Source organism: Meridianimarinicoccus marinus (assembly GCF_040689105.1).
GTDB classification, from domain to species: domain Bacteria; phylum Pseudomonadota; class Alphaproteobacteria; order Rhodobacterales; family Rhodobacteraceae; genus Meridianimarinicoccus; species Meridianimarinicoccus marinus.
In genome coordinates this window covers 1-276 of sequence record NZ_JBFBVU010000119.1, presented here as the reverse complement: position 1 = coordinate 276, position 276 = coordinate 1, and the positions used below count along the sequence as shown (strand labels likewise).

At 60.9% G+C, this 276-nt stretch carries 1 protein-coding gene; it reads right to left on the bottom strand.

The annotated features are described in order from the left end of the window. On the bottom strand, nt 1–276 hold a 276-nt coding region (locus AB0T83_RS20435; protein ID WP_366195025.1), incomplete at both ends, for an iron-containing alcohol dehydrogenase.

Genomic DNA, 276 nt, shown 5'->3' with positions numbered 1-276 from the left:
CCCGTCGACGAGGCGATGTGTGCGGGCATGCTGGTAGTGAGTTCAGGCAGGAGCGCAACGTAATCCGGCAGCAGAACGGGGGAGATGATCCCCACTTTCGTATTCTGTTCCGGTATCGCCAGAATTGCGTTAGGCGTTGCTTCGGAGCCCGTACCGGCCGTAGCGGGGATCAGTAAGGAGGAAATCCGCGCTGCGGGTTTTGTCCCGGCCAGCAGGGTATCCAGCCCCGGGGACTGCGGATGACACAGTACGGAGAGTAACTTTGCGACGTCCAGC